The 15982-nt window shown below is 69.7% G+C and carries 11 protein-coding genes; 9 read left to right on the top strand and 2 right to left on the bottom strand.

Annotation, left to right across the window (positions count from 1 at the left end; genetic code table 11):
- Positions 1-35: 35 nt before the first annotated feature.
- The 5 genes from test1122_RS21320 to panD all read left to right on the top strand — a co-directional run bounded on the left by test1122_RS21320 (position 36) and on the right by panD (position 6250).
- Entirely contained in the window at positions 36-2132 is a 2097-nt protein-coding gene (locus tag test1122_RS21320; RefSeq protein WP_232270762.1) for a RelA/SpoT family protein, read from the top strand.
- Between the two features lie 81 nt (positions 2133-2213).
- Positions 2214-3674, top strand: coding sequence for a M1 family metallopeptidase (locus test1122_RS21325; RefSeq protein WP_232270763.1), 1461 nt, complete (start codon positions 2214-2216; stop codon positions 3672-3674).
- A 114-nt stretch (positions 3675-3788) separates the two neighbouring features.
- Positions 3789-5282, top strand: a complete 1494-nt coding sequence (gene hflX / locus test1122_RS21330; RefSeq protein WP_232270764.1) for a GTPase HflX — start codon at positions 3789-3791, stop codon at positions 5280-5282.
- Between the two features lie 20 nt (positions 5283-5302).
- Positions 5303-5560 carry a type II toxin-antitoxin system Phd/YefM family antitoxin gene (locus test1122_RS21335; protein WP_232270765.1) on the top strand — a complete coding sequence of 86 codons (258 nt, stop codon included), beginning with the start codon at positions 5303-5305 and terminating at the stop codon, positions 5558-5560.
- A 273-nt stretch (positions 5561-5833) separates the two neighbouring features.
- Positions 5834-6250, top strand: coding sequence for an aspartate 1-decarboxylase (gene panD, locus test1122_RS21340; protein ID WP_232270766.1), 417 nt, complete (start codon positions 5834-5836; stop codon positions 6248-6250).
- Between the two features lie 90 nt (positions 6251-6340).
- On the opposite strand, the gene test1122_RS21345 is transcribed toward panD, so the two are convergent.
- Positions 6341-7531, bottom strand: a complete 1191-nt coding sequence (locus test1122_RS21345; RefSeq protein ID WP_232270767.1) for a trypsin-like serine peptidase — start codon at positions 7529-7531, stop codon at positions 6341-6343.
- A gap of 98 nt (positions 7532-7629) precedes the next feature.
- The gene (locus test1122_RS21350) at positions 7630-8826 is read right to left on the bottom strand and encodes a trypsin-like serine peptidase (protein WP_232270768.1); all 1197 of its coding nucleotides are present in this window, start codon (positions 8824-8826) and stop codon (positions 7630-7632) included.
- A 234-nt stretch (positions 8827-9060) separates the two neighbouring features.
- Between test1122_RS21350 and test1122_RS21355 the strand changes: the two genes are divergently transcribed.
- The 4 genes from test1122_RS21355 to test1122_RS21370 all read left to right on the top strand — a co-directional run bounded on the left by test1122_RS21355 (position 9061) and on the right by test1122_RS21370 (position 15877).
- On the top strand, positions 9061-11052 hold the full coding sequence (locus tag test1122_RS21355; RefSeq protein WP_232270769.1) for an IucA/IucC family protein: 1992 nt from the start codon (positions 9061-9063) through the stop codon (positions 11050-11052).
- Positions 11053-11084: 32 nt separating this feature from the next.
- Positions 11085-11822 (top strand): GNAT family N-acetyltransferase, encoded by a 738-nt coding sequence (locus tag test1122_RS21360; RefSeq protein WP_232270770.1) that lies wholly within the window; start codon positions 11085-11087, stop codon positions 11820-11822.
- Positions 11823-11861: 39 nt separating this feature from the next.
- Entirely contained in the window at positions 11862-13613 is a 1752-nt protein-coding gene (locus test1122_RS21365) for an IucA/IucC family protein (RefSeq protein WP_232270771.1), read from the top strand.
- A 278-nt stretch (positions 13614-13891) separates the two neighbouring features.
- The gene (locus test1122_RS21370; RefSeq protein ID WP_232270772.1) at positions 13892-15877 is read left to right on the top strand and encodes an ATP-dependent DNA helicase; all 1986 of its coding nucleotides are present in this window, start codon (positions 13892-13894) and stop codon (positions 15875-15877) included.
- Positions 15878-15982 lie beyond the last annotated feature (105 nt).

Raw genomic sequence — 15982 nt, forward strand, 5'->3', positions numbered from 1 at the left:
ACACCTCAACTGCGACATCTCAAAGGGGGCTGCCCATGAGCGCGGTACGGAGCCTTAGGAAGCTCAGCCGGGCCGCACTCCTGGGCTCCGCCCCGCGTGGCGGGCTCCCCGACGCCCTCGAACATGTCGCCCAGGCGCACCGCGCCCATCACCCGGGCGCCGATCTGGACGCGCTGCGCCGCGCGTACATGCTGGCCGAGTCCTCGCACCGTGGGCAGATGCGCAAGAGCGGCGAGCCCTACATCACCCACCCGCTTGCCGTCACCCTCATCCTGGCCCAACTCGGCGCCGAGGCCACCACCTTGACCGCCTCCCTGCTGCACGACACCGTCGAGGACACCGAAGTCACGCTGGAGCAGGTGCGGGAGGAGTTCGGGGCGGAGGTCGCGTATCTCGTCGACGGTGTCACCAAGCTGGAGAAGGTCGACTACGGCGCGGCCGCCGAGCCCGAGACATTCCGCAAGATGCTCGTCGCCACCGGCAGCGATGTCCGGGTGATGACGATCAAGCTTGCCGACCGGCTGCACAATATGCGCACCCTGGGCGTGATGCGGCCCGAGAAACAGGCCCGCATCGCCAAAGTCACCCGCGATGTGCTGATCCCGCTCGCCGAACGGCTCGGTGTGCAGGCACTCAAGACCGAGCTGGAGGACTTGGTCTTCGCGATTCTGCATCCCGAGGAGCAAGCCCGAGCCCATGACCTCGTACGCGCCCACGCCGCCGTCCCCGACCCGCTGGAGACGGTGGCCGAGTCCGTCAGGGCTGTGCTGCGGGACGCCGGAATCGCCTGCCAAGTGCTCATCCGGCCCCGGCACTTGCTCTCCGTGCACCGTTCCCGGATCAAGCGTGGTGAGCTGGGGCCGTGCGACTTCGGCCGGCTCCTCATCCTGGTCACCGAGGACGCTGACTGCTATGCGGTCCTGGGCGAGCTGCACACCTGCTTCACCCCGGTCATCTCCGAGTTCAAGGACTTCATCGCGGTCCCGAAGTTCAACCTCTACCAGTCGCTGCACACCGCCTTCGCCGACGCCGAGGGGCGGGTCGCCGAAGTCCTCGTCCGTACCCACCGTATGCACCGGGTCGCCGAGGCCGGGGTGATCGCGCTGGGTGACCCGCACCGGTCCTCCGGCGCCGAAGAGGCCGAGGAGACCGGGGAGGCCGAGGAGCCCGCGCTCGACGGCGAGCGCGCCGACCCCACCCGGCCCGGCTGGCTGTCCCGGCTGCTGGAATGGCAGAGCCACGCCCCCGACCCGGACACCTTCTGGGCGGAGCTGCGTGACGATCTCTCCCAGGACCGTGAGATCACCGTCTTCTGCACCGAGCCCGGCAGCACCGCCGACGCCGGCACACTCCACCTCCCCGCCGGTGCCACCTGTGTGGACGCCGCCTACGCCCGCCATGGCACCGGCGGGCATTCCTGTATCGGGGCCCGGCTGGACGGCCGGCTCACCACACTCGGCACCGTCCTGCGGGACGGCGATGCCCTGCAGCTGCTGATGGCCCCCGAGAACGTCTCCGGCCCCTCGCCGCAGTGGCTCGACCACGCCCGTACCCCCGCCGCCCGGATCGCCATCCGGCAGTGGCTCGACAGCCACCCCGAAGACACCGGCCCCCCGGACGTCGCCCGCACCGATCCGGAGGAGGCCGCGCCCACGGCGACGGCGGCGGGGCCCACGACGGAGAGCGCGGCCATCGCCACCGAGCTGCCTGACCGGCCGGTGCGGCTCGCACGCTGCTGCACCCCGGTGCCGCCCGATGCCGTCACCGGTTTCACGGTGCGCGGTGGCGCCATCACCGTGCACCGTGAGAGCTGTGCCGCGGTGGCCCGGATGGCCACGGCCGGACGGCGGCCGGTCCCGGTGCGCTGGCAGTCAGAGGTGGCGGGCTGCCGGGTCACCCTGCTCGCTGAGGCCTTCGGCCGGCCACATCTGCTGGCCGACCTCACCGAGGCCATCGCCGTACAGGGCGCCGCCGTTATCTCCGCGGATGTGGAACCACCCCGTCAGCAGCGGGTGCGCCACACGTATACGCTCCAACTCCCCGATGCCACCGGGCTGCCCGCACTCATGCGTGCCATGCGCCGCGTTCCCGGGGTCTATGACGTCATCCGCGCCACCCGTCCGGTGGTCTGAGCGCGCCCCGCGGCACCCCATTCGAGTGGGGTGCTGCCGCGCCGTCCGGGTGACCGCCGGGTGTGCTGATAGCCGTGGACCATGGTCAAACCCTCCGCCACCGCCACGGCCGTGGCCGTGACCTCCCTCGCCCTGGTCGCGGCGTCGATCCCCGCCCCTACGCCACTCGGCATCGGGGACCGGCTCTTCCCCGAGCTCGGCAACCCCGGCTATGACGTCCTCTCGTACGACATCGCGCTGCGGTACAGCGGCGACAACACCAAGGCCCTCCAGACCCGTACAAAGATCGAGGCGGAGGTCACCGAGGCGAGCCTGGACCGCTTCAACCTCGACTTCGCCAACGGCAAGGTCCGCTCCGCGCACGTCAACGGTGAACCGGCGAAAGTCGTCGAGGCCGGTGAGGACATCGTCATCACCCCCGCCACACCGGTCGGCCGGGGCACTCCGCTCCATATCGATATCCGGCACACCAGCCCTACCAAGGCGGAGAAGCCCAGCGGCTGGATCCGGACCAAGCAGGGCGGACTGGCCATGGCCAACCAGGCGGACGCCGCACACCGGGTCTTCCCCAGCAATGACCACCCCTCAGACAAGGCCCTGTTCACCTTCCGTATCACCGCCCCGAAGGAGCTCACGGCTGTCACCAACGGCCTGCCGGTGGCGAAGGTCCACCACGGCGGCAACACCACCTGGACGTACCGTGCCGGCGAGCCCATGGCCACCGAGCTCGCTCAGGTGTCCATCGACCGCTCCGAGGTCATCCACCGCTCCGGGCCCCATGGCCTCCCGGTGCGTGATGTCGTCCCCGCCAAGCACCGCAAGGCGCTGGAGCCCTTGCTGGCCAAGACCCCGGAGCAGCTGGCGTGGATGGAGCGGCGGGTCGGCCGCTACCCCTTGGAGACCTATGGCGTACTGGCCGCCGAAGCCGACTTCGGCTTCGCCCTGGAGACCCAGACGCTGTCGCTGTTCTCCCGGGACTTCCTCACCAACCCGGACTACCCGGACTGGTACCAGGAATCGGTCATGGTGCATGAGCTGGCCCACCAGTGGTTCGGCAACAGCGTCAGCCCGCACCGGTGGAGCGATCTCTGGCTGAATGAGGGCCATGCCACCTGGTATGAGTGGCTCTACGCCGAGGAAGCCGGCGGCTGGCAGATGAAGCGGCGGGTGAAGGAGGCGTACGAGGCGTCCGACCAGTGGCGTCAGCTGTACGGCCCGCCCGCCGCCATCGACCCGCCGCGCCAGAACGGCAAGATCAGCATCTTCCAGCCGATCGTCTACGCCGGCTCCGCGGTCGTTCTCTACGCGCTGCGCCAGCAGATCGGCGAGGCTGCCTTTGAGCAGGTGCAGCGCGCGTGGGTCAACCGCCACCGGGACGGTGTGGCCACCACGGCCGACTTCATCAAGCTGGCCGGCGAGGTATCCAGGCAGGACCTCACCGGCTTCCTCACGGACTGGCTGTACGGGAAGAAGACACCGCCGATGCCCGGCCACCCGGACTGGCAGACCGAAAAACCCGTGCCCCCCGGTAAATCCGGGTGACGGCCAGTTCGCGCCGTGCGACCATCTCAGGCATCGGACGGCGCGGCCGGGAATGATCCACCCCCGGAAAGCGTTCCCCGGTCACAAGGCTGACTCCAACCACGTAAGGATCCAATGACCTCCTCTTCTTCCCTTCCAACCAGTGGCCAGCGCATCGCCGAGACGAACCGCCGAGCCGACGCCCTGATGGAAGAGGACGTCGCTTGGAGTTACGAGATCGACGGCGAGCGTGACGGCCATCAGCTCGACCGCTCCGAGCGGGCGGCGCTACGCCGCGTAGCCGGGCTCTCCACCGAGCTCGAAGACGTCACCGAGGTCGAGTACCGACAGCTGCGCCTGGAGCGTGTGGTGCTGGTCGGCGTCTGGACATCCGGCAGCGCACAGGACGCCGAGAACTCCCTGGCGGAGCTCGCCGCGCTCGCTGAGACCGCGGGCGCCCTCGTCCTGGACGGTGTGATCCAGCGTCGCGACAAGCCGGACCCGGCGACATACATCGGTTCCGGCAAGGCCGAGGAGCTGCGCGACATCGTCCTGGAGACCGGTGCCGACACCGTCGTATGCGACGGTGAGCTCAGCCCCGGCCAGCTGATCCACCTTGAGGATGTGGTCAAGGTCAAGGTGGTGGACCGCACCGCGCTGATCCTGGACATCTTCGCCCAGCACGCCAAGTCCCGCGAGGGCAAGGCGCAGGTGGCGCTCGCACAGATGCAGTACATGCTGCCGCGACTGCGCGGCTGGGGTCAGTCGCTCTCCCGTCAGATGGGTGGCGGTGGCTCCGGCTCAGCGGGCGGCGGTATGGCCACCCGTGGCCCCGGTGAGACCAAGATCGAGACAGACCGGCGACGGATCCGCGAGAAGATGGCGAAGATGCGCCGGGACATCGCGGAGATGAAGACCAGCCGCGATATCCAGCGACAGGACCGCAAGCGGCACAAGGTGCCGTCCGTGGCCATCGCCGGCTACACCAACGCGGGCAAGTCCTCGCTGCTCAACCGGCTCACCGGCGCGGGCGTCCTGGTGGAGAACGCCCTGTTCGCCACCCTCGACCCGACGGTGCGCAGGGCCGAGACCCCCAGCGGGCGGCTCTACACCCTGGCCGACACGGTCGGTTTCGTACGGCACCTGCCGCACCACCTCGTCGAGGCGTTCCGCTCCACGATGGAGGAGGTCGGCGACAGCGATCTCATCCTGCATGTGGTGGACGGCGCACACCCGGCGCCGGAGGAGCAGCTGGCCTCCGTACGTGGGGTGGTCCGCGATGTCGGCGCTACCGATGTGCCGGAGATCGTGGTGATCAACAAGGCCGACGCGGCCGACCCCCTGGTCGTCCAGCAACTGCTGCGTACCGAGAAGCACTCCATCGCTGTCTCGGCCCACACCGGCCAGGGCATCGACGAGCTGCTCGCCCTCATCGATACCGAGCTGCCACGGCCTTCGGTCGAGCTGGAGATCCTGGTGCCCTACACCCACGGCGGCCTGGTCTCCCGGGTACACGCCGAGGGCGAAGTCCTCACCGAGGAGCACACCCCGGAGGGCACGCTGCTGGGGGCCCGCGTCCACGAGGAACTGGCCGCCGAACTCCGTCCGTACGAACCAGCCCGTAGCTGACCCAGGTGCGGGTAGTGGGCATGACGGAGACCAGCTACTCGATTGTGCGGGCCCGCGCACGCCTCGGCGCTATCGCTCGCGAGGTCAGCGCTACCCGCGAGCCCGTCGCCATCACCGACCACGGACACACCATCGCCGTACTGGTGAGCCCGGCTGACGCCTGTGAGCTTGAGGAGATGCGGGCGTTGGCCGCCTACCGCGACCGTCAGACCCGAGGTGAGTCCGCGGGTATCCCGCAGGACGAGGCGTTCCGCCGGGTGTTCGGGGATGACGCGTGACTACAGGGGCAAGCGGGCCGAGACCGCAGAGCTGAAGCCCCCGGTCAAGTACCGCAACGCGATCTGGACCCAGTCCTGGGCCAGCAACGTCGGGCACACTTCAAGATCCAGGTCGTCGGCACGAGGGGCGGCTGCTGGCCGGGCACAGCCGTGGGCGAACATCGGAGTGTGACCCGGCACCTAGGGTCTTTCCGCGCCCGGCCTTAGCATGGGCGCGACGGCGCGCATCCCTCCGGGGAGCGCGACCCTACGGATCGCGAGGAGACCGGCACCGTGCTGCGCACCATGTTCAAGTCGAAGATTCACCGGGCGACGGTGACCGAGGCTGATCTGCACTATGTGGGGTCGGTCACCGTTGACGCTGAGCTGATGGAGGCCGCTGATCTGCTCCCCGGGGAGCTGGTCCATATCGTCGACATCACCAATGGGGCCCGTCTGGAGACGTATGTCATCGAGGGCGAGCGCGGCTCCGGGGTGATCGGGATCAACGGCGCGGCCGCGCATCTGGTCCATCCCGGGGATCTGGTGATCCTCATCAGTTACGCGCAGATCGATGACGCGGAAGCGCGGGATTTCCGGCCCAAGGTCGTGCACGTTGACGCCGGCAACCGCATCGTGCGGCTGGGCGACGATCTCTCCGAACCGGTCCCGGGCACCCGGACCGAGCGCAGCCCGATGGCGCGGGTCTGAGGGACAGACGACAGGGCGCAGGGGCCGGGCCCCGCCGTTCCGGGAGGAGCGGCGGGGCCCATTGCTGTTACGCGTGCGTGGGCGGGGCGGTCAGCTCTTGCCCGCGTACTTCTTGCTGATCGCGTCAAAGACACCCTGGGCCGTTGGGCCCAGCCGGGGACCGGCGAGCCAGGCGGCGGTGTCCGGGCCGATGGAGTTGACCGAGATCAGCTCCGCCTTGCCGCCGGCACCGGACATGATCACCGGGCCACCGGAGGAGCCGCCGGTCATGGAGCAGCCGTAGCGGTACATGGCGGGTTGCGAGGGGTCCATGGTGAGCCGGCCGGGCCGCGAGGCGCAGTTCTGCATCAGCGCACCGTTGTATGGCGGGGCCGCCGGGTAGCCGTAGGCGCGTACTCCGGAGATCCGGTCGATCTGCGGTGCGTTGAAGTTGATCTTTACGGCGGCGCCGACCGTCTGCTCCAGGGACTTGCCCTGGTTGTCCATCGGCTTCACCTTCAGCACGGCGAAGTCCTGCTGCGCACCCGCACCGCCCCGGTCGGCGCCCTGCTCAATCCAGTGCGTGCTGGTCTGCGCCCACTCCGCCCAGTACCGGCCGTAGGGCGCGATCTCGCGGGCCGGGGCATGGTTGAGCTGGTCCGGCGACTTGCCCTGGTTGTTGTACGCGGGGATGAACATGATGTTGCGCAGCCAGCCGCCTGACTTGCCCGAGTGGACGCAGTGCCCGGCGGTGGCGACGAGGTTGGACTTGCCCGGGTTACGCGGGTCCTTGACCACGGTGCCGGAGCAGACCATGGGGCCCTTGGGGGTGTCCATGAAGATCTTGCCGCTCGGCGCGGCGTTCCGTGTGTACGGCGTCGGGACCGATTGCGCACGTACCCTCGGCGGCTCCGGATCGGTGCCGCTGGCGGCGGTCTTCACATCGGCGGGGACGGCCTTCTCGTTGTCCTCGGCCTTCTTCATCCGATCGTGATCCCACAGATCCTCAATGACCGGATTGATGAAGTCCGCGGCCTCCCGGAGCCAGTCCTTCTCTTCCCAGTTGTCCCAGCCGCCGTTCTTCCACTTCTCCAGGTCCTTGAGGGAAGTCGGCAGATCCTTCGGCAGGCTGAGGTCGCGGTCACCGCCGTCCTTGCCCGCTTCCGCGGAAGCGGCGGAGTCCGGCTTGGCATCCGTGCCGGTGTCGTCCGGGCCGCAGGCCGTGGCGGTCACCGCGAGAGCGGCGGCCAGCGCCGTCGCGGCCAGCGCCAAGCGTCGTCGGGACTTACGTATGGATGGCATGGGTGAAATCTCCCTGAAAAGGGTCGTATCGCGGAGGGGGAAGCGTGGTGAGCCGGTCGGACCGCGGGCCCGGCTCACCACGCGGAATCACGTGCGGATCACTTGCTGATGGCGTCGAAGACACCCTTGGCGTTCTGGCCCAGCCGGGGCCCCGCGAGCCAGGTGGCGGTGACCGGGCCGATCGAGGTCACCGAGTACAGCTCGTCTTCGCCCCCGGAACCCTTGGCGACCCAGCCGCCGCCGGAGGAGCCGCCGGTCATGGTGCAGCCGATGCGGTACATGGTCGGCTGGTCCTGGTTGATGGTGAGCCGGCTCGGCGCCTCGGTGCAGCCGTACATCTTGCTGCCGTCGAACGGCGGTGCGGCCGGGTAGCCACGGGCGGTCAGGTCGCCCATGGAGCTCACCTTCGGGGTGCTGAAGCTGACCTTCACCGCGTCGCCGACGCTCTCCTCAAGGGACTTGCCGCCGCCGTCCTCCGGACGTACCTCCAGCATGGCGAAGTCCTGCTGTGCGCCCTTGCCGCCGCGCTCCTGGCCGTCGGTGCGCCAGTGGTCCGTCGTACGTGCCTTGCTGGCCCACCAGATGCCGTGCGGGAGCACATCGCTCTTGGGGGCGGACTCCAGTTGCGAGGAGGGCAGTCCCTTGTAGTTGTAGCCGGGGACGAAGACGACGTTACGGAACCAGCCCTTGCCCTTGCCGCCGTGGACACAGTGCCCGGCGGTGGCCACCAGGTTGGACTTGCCCGGCTTCTTCGGGTCCTTCACGACGGTAGCCGAGCAGACCATCTGGCCCTTCGGGGTGTCCATGAAGATCTTGCCGTGTGCCTTGGCGCTCTGGGTGTACGGGGTCTGGACCGGCTTCGCCTGGACCTTGGCGGGGGTGGGGTCGGTGACGCCCTCGTCCTCCTGGGAGCCGCCACCCTCGTCCTCTTCGATCTCGTCCTCGTCGATGCCCCGGTCGGGCTCCTCGGCGTCCTCCATCCGGTCCGGATCCCATAGGTCCTTGATGATCGGATTGAGGAAGTCCTTGGCGTCGCTGAGCCAGCGTTCCCTGTCCCAGTTCTCCCAGCCGCCGTCCTTCCATTTCTTCAGGTCATCGAGGGAGATGGGGAGATCCTTCGGCAGCCCGAGGTCTTCCTTGCCGAGCTCCGCCGTGGGGTAAGCGCTTGGCTTGGCGTCCGCGTCGGCCCCGCCGTCCTCGGGTCCGCACGCGGTGGCGGTCACCGCCAGTGCGGCGACCACGGCTGCCGCTGCCAGCGCCGGATGCCTCCGAGCGGCCTTGCGCATGGATGACATGGATTGAACTCCCCCTGAAATGCATCGCCTTGTGTGGGTATTTGTCATGCACCTCGCCGAAGCGGGCCAGCCCCCACTATGCCGGTGCCGCCTACGACGGTCCTGAGCGGGTCCGTGGTTCCACCCCGTTCCCGGCTCGAAGGATCTTGCCGCTGCCCGTGTTCCCCGGCCCGCACCGTCGTTACTCCATGCGGGCTGTCCAGCTGCGGTGCCCGCACGCCCAGGGAGGTTTCAGTGAACGCACGCTCCGGTCCCGAGGAGATCCCGGCCGACGACCGGCTCCCGGTCCGTAAGCGGCTCGCCCGGTTCCTTGAACCCGCGGTGCCCCGGCAGCGCCGTAACGGGGCCGACCCCCGGCGTGTCATCTGCCCACCGCCTGAGCCCCTCAGCGTTCCCGGCGATCCGCTGGAGCACCGCGACCCGGCCCGGGCCGCTGACGCCGCCGCCGTGGAGAACCTGCTGCGCTGCTGGATCCGGGAGAACGACATCGACCCACCACCGAGGGGCAGCGATACGCTCCATATCCCGCTGGACGCAAGCGGCACCGCGCTCTGCGTCCCCGTTCGCTACTGGTCCGCCACCGGCTGGCACCGCTTCGACCCGCCCACCCTTGACGGCGCACCCCAGAACGCGGCATCCCTCGACGCGGTCACCCTCGCCGCCCTCATCGGCCGGGAGGCCGCTCACCACGCCTCCCTGGCGGACCGTAGGGAGGCCCCTCCCGGCCAGCCGGGGCCGACGGAGGCGGATCAGCCGAGCGGTGAGACCACCGACCTGGTCGGCCGGGTCGCCGACTCCGTTCAGCGCACCACCGTGTTCCTCGCCGTGCGCCGCGCCGCACCCGGCGCTGACCCGGACGCCGACCCTTTCCTGGCAGCTGAGCAGTCCCTGCTCCTCGGCCACCCCATGCATCCCACCCCCAAGAGCCGCGAAGGGCTCTCGGATGCCGAGGCACAGCGCTACTCACCCGAGCTGCACGGCGCCTTCCGGCTGCACTGGCTGGCCGTCGACCACGCCGTGCTGGCCACCGACTCTGCCTGGACCGAGCGCGGCAAGACCGTACCGGCACGGCAGCTCGCCATCGAGCTCGCCGGTGAGGGACTGAAACTGCCCGAGTCCACCGCGCTGCTGCCGCTGCACCCCTGGCAGGCGCGGGAGGTACGGCAGCGCCCGGATGTCGCCGCCCTGCTGGACGCCGGACTGCTGTACGACCTTGGCCCGCACGGGGAGCCCTGGCACCCCACCTCCTCCGTACGCACCGTCCACCGGCCCGGCGCACCCGCCATGCTCAAGCTCTCCCTGGGGCTGCGGATCACCAACTCCCGCCGGGAAAACCTCCGCAAGGAGCTGCACCGAGGCGTCGAGGTGCACCGGCTGCTGCGCACCGGACTCGGCGCCCAGTGGCGGGAAGCGCACCCCGGTTTCGATATCGTCCGCGACCCCGCCTGGCTCGCCGTCACCGGTCCGGACGGCGAGCATGTGCCGGGGCTGGACACCGTCATCCGGCACAACCCCTTCGGCCCGCACGACGACGCAGTCTGTATCGCCGCCCTCACCTCGCCCCGCCCCTGGCCCGGTGCCCCCGGCTACACCCTGCGCTCCCGGCTCGCCGATACGGTCCACCGGCTTGCGGAGCGTACGGGCCGTACGGTCGCCGCCGTATCCGCCGAGTGGTTCCTGCGCTATCTGGACACGGTCGTACGCCCCGTGCTCTGGCTCGACGCGGTGGCGGGCATCGCTCTGGAGGCCCACCAGCAGAACACCCTCGTTCTGCTGGACACCGACGGATGGCCGTGCGGCGGCCGCTACCGGGACAACCAGGGCTTCTACTTCCGTGAGTCCCACCGGGCGGCGCTGCAGGGCCGATTGGCCGGTGTGGGCGAGGAAAGCGACAGCTTCGTCGCCGACGCGGTCACCGATGAGCGCTTCGCCTACTACCTCGGCATCAACAATGTGCTGGGGCTCATCGGTGCTTTCGGCGCCCAGCGGCTGGCCGATGAGGAGCTGCTGCTCGCCGCCCTGCGCCGCTTCCTCACCCAGCAGGCGCACGGGCCGGACCCGGAGAGCGATGCCCGCTCCCCACTGCCCGAACTGCTGCTGGGGAACGCCACCCTGCGCTGCAAGGCAAATCTGCTCACCCGGCTGCACGGCCTCGACGAGCTCATCGGCCCTGTGGACACCCAGTCCGTCTACGTCACCGTCACCAACCCCCTGGCAGCCCGGTAGCGCCCTCGACTGTGCCGAGAGGAGGCGTTGTCTTGCCGACCACCAACTCACCCACGGACGCAGGCGGCTCCCGCGACGCCAGCGGCTCCCGCGACGCCAGCGACACGAGCGACTCCAGCCTCGACGACACCCTCGATCTGCAACTGCCCACCGAGCTCATCGCTCTGATCGAGGCGGACCGGCGCGGCGCCGCTGCCACCGATCTGCTGGACTCCATCGCCGACTGGCCCGCGGCCACCTGCGCTGCCGGGACCTTCCAGCTCGTCCCGGTCCGTATCGAGCGCGATCTGTCTCTGATCGCGTGCTGGATGAACGATCCGGCGGTGGCGGATTTCTGGGAGCTCTCCGGGCCGGAGGACATCACCGCCGCCCATCTGCGCGCCCAACTCGGGGGCGACGGCCGCAGCGTGCCCTGTCTCGGCGTGCTCGACGGCACCCCCATGAGCTACTGGGAGATCTACCGCGCCGACCTCGACCCCCTGTCCCGGCACTACCCGGCCCGGCCTCATGACACCGGCATCCATCTGCTGATCGGTGGCAACGCCGACCGTGGCCGAGGCGTCGGCACCGCTCTGCTGCGCGCCGTGGCCGATCTGATCCTTGACCAACGCCCCGACTGCTGTCGCGTCATCGCCGAACCAGATGTACGTAACACCCCCTCCGTCGCGGCCTTTCTGGGCGCCGGTTTCCGCTTGACCGCAGAGGTCGATCTCCCCGACAAACGAGCCGCCCTGCTGACCCGGGACCGACTGCTGCGCCACGTCCTGTGAGCCCACCCCCCCCGATCCCCGACCCGAGGAGAACCGCGCTTGCTCCCTTCATCCACCGCATGGCACCGAGCCGCCCGGCTGCTGCTCACCAAGCTGATCGCCGAGTTCGCCTACGAAGAGATCATCACCCCCGAGCCCGATGGCACCACCCCCGGCACCTACCGGCTGGCCGTACCGGGTGGCCCCACCTACCGCTTCCGGGCCCGTCGCGGCGCCTACGACCACTGGCGTATCGATCCTGCCTCCCTCACCCCCGCCGACGACCCGCTGGAGTTCCTCGCCCACGCCCATGAGGCACTCCTCGGCCTGACCGGCGACACCACCGGACATCTGCTGCGCGAGCTGACCGCCACCCTCAGCGCTGACGCCCGGCTTGCCGAGAACGCGCCCAGCGCTGCCGAGCTCGCCGAACTCGGCTACGCCGAACTCGAAGGCCATCAGAGCGGACACCCCTGGCTCGTCGCCAACAAGGGCCGCCTCGGCTTCTCCGCCGCCGACGCCGCCCGCTGGACCCCCGAGGCCCGTACCCCGTGCCGACTGCCCTGGCTTGCCGTCCATCGCGACCTCGCCGACTACCGGGGCGTTCCCGCGCTCGCCACCCCGGAACTGCTCTACGCGGAAGAGCTCCCCGCCCAGCTCCGCGCCGAATACACCCACACGGTCGCCTCGCTGGGCCGCGACCCCGACACCTACCTCTGGCTGCCCCGCCACCCCTGGCAGTGGGACGAGACCATTGCCCCACTCTTCGCCCCGCAGCTCGCCGACTCGGCCATCATCCCGCTCCCCACCGACAACGACCTGCGGCTGCCCCAGCAGTCCATCCGGACCTTCCTCAACATCAGCCGCCCACACGCCCGCACCGTCAAACTCCCGCTGTCCATCCTCAACACCCTGGTCTGGCGCGGGCTCCCCACCGAACGCACCCTCGCCGCCCCCGCCGTCACCGGCTGGATACACGGGCTGCGGGACACCGATCCCTTCCTGCGCGAGGAGACCCGCGTCATCCTGCTCGGCGAGACCGCCTCGGTGACCGTCCGGCATCCCCACTACGACCGGCTCCCCGGCGTCCCGTATCAGTACAAGGAACTTCTGGGCTGCATCTGGCGGGAGCCCATCGGCCCGTATCTCGCCCCCGGTGAACGCGCCCGCACTCTCTCCGCACTGCTGCACACCGACTCCGAGGGCCGTGCCTTCACCGCCGAGCTTGTCAGCCGCTCCGGGCTTTCCCCACGGGTCTGGCTGCGCCACCTCTTCGCCGCCCTGCTGCCGCCCCTGCTGCACTTCCTCTACCGCTACGGCACCGTCTTCTCCCCGCACGGCGAGAACGCCATCGTCGTCTTCGACGAGCGGGACGTGCCGGTGCGGCTGGCGGTGAAGGACTTCGTCGACGATGTGAACCTCAGCGCTGAGCCGCTGCCCGAGCTGGCCGGCCTGCCCGCCGAGGTCCGTGACGTCCTGCTCACCGAGCCGCCAAGCTTTCTCACCCAGTTCATCCACACCGGGCTGTTCGTCGGTGTCTTCCGCTATCTGGCTCCGCTCTGCGAGGAGCAGCTGGGCGTGACCGAAGCGGAGTTCTGGTTCCTGGTACGGGAAACGATCCTCCGCCACCAGCGGCGCTTCCCGGAGCTCAAGCAGCGCTTTGAGCTCTTCGACCTGCTCACGCCGCGCATTGAACGGCTCTGTCTCAACCGCAACCGGCTGCACGCCGACGGCTACCGCGACCGCCCCGACCGCCCCCACGCGGTCATCCACGGCTCCGTCCCCAACCCACTGCACACCACCTCCCTGTAACGGCATTCTCGCGTGGGGGGGGGGCTGCCGCCCCAGTGTTGTGGGCACTCGGGCCGCCCGAGGGGCGATGGGGGTCCCCCCATGCCCTTAAGGCTATGGGGGAGGGTGGGCACAACACCCGGCCACCGGCCCGCACCGGGCCAACCCCGGGGCCCGGGGCGGAGCCCCGGTTTCCGGGAAGGGGCGGGATTGGGGAACCCCACCCCGCCGCACGGCGGAGCGGGCACCACCCGGACCGAGCCCGCAGTGTCAGTGCCACCGCGTAAGGTGACTCCCCTATGAGCGCAACATCCGACGGCCCCGCCCTCTCCGAACTCCTCCACGCCGCGGTCACCGCGGTCGGCGGCACCGAGCGCCCCGGCCAGGTCGCCATGGCGGAAGCCGTAGACGAGGCCATCGGCGACGGCAGCCATCTGCTGATCCAGGCCGGGACCGGCACCGGAAAGTCGCTGGGCTATCTGGTCCCCGCCCTGGCACAGGGGGACCGGGTCGTCGTGGCCACGGCGACGCTCGCCCTCCAGCGGCAGCTGGTGGAGCGGGATCTGCCGCGCACCGTCGAGGCCCTCCACCCACTGCTGCGCCGCCGCCCCGAGTACGCGATGCTCAAGGGCCGCTCGAACTACCTCTGTCTGCACCGGCTGCACGAGGGCGTCCCGCAGGACGAGGAGGACGGTCTCTTCGATCAGTTCGAGGCGGCATCCGCCATGGGCGGAGCGACCAGCAAGCTGGGGAAGGATCTGCTCCGCCTCCGCGACTGGGCCGATGAGACCGAAACCGGTGACCGGGATGACCTCACCCCCGGTGTCTCCGACCGTGCCTGGTCCCAGATCTCCGTCTCCTCCCGGGAGTGTCTGGGCGCCAGCAAGTGCGCCTATGGCGTCGAGTGTTTTGCCGAGGCCGCCCGGGAGCGGGCCAAGCTCGCCGAAGTCATCGTCACCAATCACGCGCTGCTCGCCATCGACGCCATCGAGGGCGCCCCGGTGCTGCCCAGCCATGACGTGCTGATTGTCGACGAGGCTCATGAGCTGGTCTCCCGGGTGACCGGTGTGGCCACCGGCGAGCTGACGCCGGGCGGTGTCAACCGTGCTGTGCGCCGGGTCGCCAAGCTGGTGGATGAGAAGTCCGCAGACCAGCTTCAGACGGCGTCCGAGACCTTCGAACGGCTGATGGAGCTGGCTACGCCCGGACGGCTGGAGGCGATTCCGGACGACCTGGGCTACGCCCTGATGGCGCTGCGGGACGCTGCCCGTAGCTGCATGACCGCGCTCGGCAACCTCCGGGACAAGTCGGTGCAGGATGAGGACGCGGTACGTAAGCAGGCCGCCGCTTCCATTGAGAACGTGCACGACGTCGCCGAGCGGATGGTGCAGGCTGCAGAGTACGACGTGCTGTGGTGCGAGCGGCACGACCGCTATGGCGCCTCATTGCGGGTCGCGCCGCTGTCCGTGTCCGGCCTGCTGCGGGAGAAGCTGTTCGAGGACCGCTCCGTGGTGCTCACCTCCGCCACCCTCAAACTGGGCGGCGACTTCAACGGCGTGGGCGCCTCCCTGGGGCTCGCGCCCGAGGGAGAGGAGGGGGATGACGTTCCCAAGTGGAAAGGCCTGGATGTCGGTTCGCCCTTCGACTATCGCAAGCAGGGCATCCTCTATGTCGCCCAGCATCTGTCGCCGCCCGGGCGGGAGGGCAGCCGCAGCGACATGCTCGATGAGCTCGCCGAGCTGGTGGAAGCCGGGGGCGGGCGGACGCTGGGCCTCTTTTCCTCGATGCGGGCCGCCCAGGCGGCGGCCGAGGAGCTGCGCGGACGGCTGGATGTCCCCATCCTCCTGCAGGGTGAGGAGACCCTGGGCGAGCTGATCCGGCGCTTCGCCGACGACGCCGAGACGTGTCTGTTCGGCACCCTCTCGCTCTGGCAGGGCGTCGATGTGCCGGGCGTGAACTGCCAGTTGGTCGTGATGGACCGGATTCCGTTCCCACGGCCCGATGACCCGCTGATGAGCGCCCGGCAGAAGGCGGTCGAGGAGGCGGGTGGCAATGGGTTCATGGCGGTCGCCGCGACGCATGCCGCGCTGCTGATGGCCCAGGGCGCGGGCCGTCTCGTACGGGCCATGGGGGACCGGGGCGTCGTCGCGGTGCTGGATCCCCGGCTGGCCAAGGCGCGGTACGGAGGCTTCCTGCGGGCCTCCATGCCGGACTTCTGGTACACCACGGACCGTAATCAGGTGCGCCGCTCCCTAGCCGCGATCGACAAGGCAGCGCGGTCCTGAGACCACGTTGTGGGCAGTCTCCGCCATGGGCGGAGGGTGGGCACAACGCAAAAACAGACCCCGGGACCGGCGCAGGGGTCCCGGGATCTGGTCTGCCGTGGAACG

Source organism: Streptomyces gobiensis, assembly GCF_021216675.1.
In the GTDB taxonomy this organism is placed as follows: Bacteria; Actinomycetota; Actinomycetes; order Streptomycetales; family Streptomycetaceae; genus Streptomyces; species Streptomyces gobiensis.

Coding starts and splice junctions, on each gene's coding strand:
- test1122_RS21370 (WP_232270772.1), top strand. CDS start 13,892: ATGAGCGCAACATCCGACGGCCCCGCCCTCTCCGAACTCCTCCACGCC.
- hflX (WP_232270764.1), top strand. CDS start 3,789: ATGACCTCCTCTTCTTCCCTTCCAACCAGTGGCCAGCGCATCGCCGAG.
- test1122_RS21345 (WP_232270767.1), bottom strand. CDS start 7,531: ATGCCATCCATACGTAAGTCCCGACGACGCTTGGCGCTGGCCGCGACG.
- test1122_RS21335 (WP_232270765.1), top strand. CDS start 5,303: ATGACGGAGACCAGCTACTCGATTGTGCGGGCCCGCGCACGCCTCGGC.
- test1122_RS21325 (WP_232270763.1), top strand. CDS start 2,214: ATGGTCAAACCCTCCGCCACCGCCACGGCCGTGGCCGTGACCTCCCTC.
- test1122_RS21320 (WP_232270762.1), top strand. CDS start 36: ATGAGCGCGGTACGGAGCCTTAGGAAGCTCAGCCGGGCCGCACTCCTG.
- test1122_RS21350 (WP_232270768.1), bottom strand. CDS start 8,826: ATGTCATCCATGCGCAAGGCCGCTCGGAGGCATCCGGCGCTGGCAGCG.